1 pseudogene is annotated in these 407 nt (G+C 42.0%); it reads left to right on the plus strand.

Annotation, left to right across the window (positions count from 1 at the left end):
- Positions 1–324 (plus strand): annotated as a pseudogene (locus tag AEA42_RS16520) (transposase); the annotation flags it as partial.
- Positions 325–407: the final 83 nt, after the last annotated feature.

A 407-nucleotide genomic window follows, 5' to 3' on the forward strand; every position in this document is an offset into this window, starting at 1 on the left:
AGTAATCTATTACCGTTTATTGGTAACGAGTGTGACAACCAACCCAATGGCATTGCGTTTTCCTTAACCGATTACCTTCAATTGGTGGAAGATACAGGCCGAATCATTCGCAATGATAAACGTGGAAGCATCAGTGAAAATAGTGGTAAGTTACTGACCAGATTAAATATCCCCCATGACAATTGGCTCAAATTGACTACCGAGTTTGGTAAGCTATTTCATGGTCCAGTAGGCACATTACAAGAACTGACTCATTACTGCGAACACTTAGAAAAGCGACGACGGCACTTTGTCGCAAGCTGCCAGCACTTTTACAGTGACTGACAACTGCTTATATCCCTTCGACAACAATCATTGCCTAAAACTTCCCAAGCACTATGGGATGACTTACCTCGTCTGAAATAAAC

Origin of the sequence: Shewanella sp. Sh95, from assembly GCF_001308045.1 — a bacterium.
GTDB lineage: Bacteria > Pseudomonadota > Gammaproteobacteria > Enterobacterales > Shewanellaceae > Shewanella > Shewanella xiamenensis.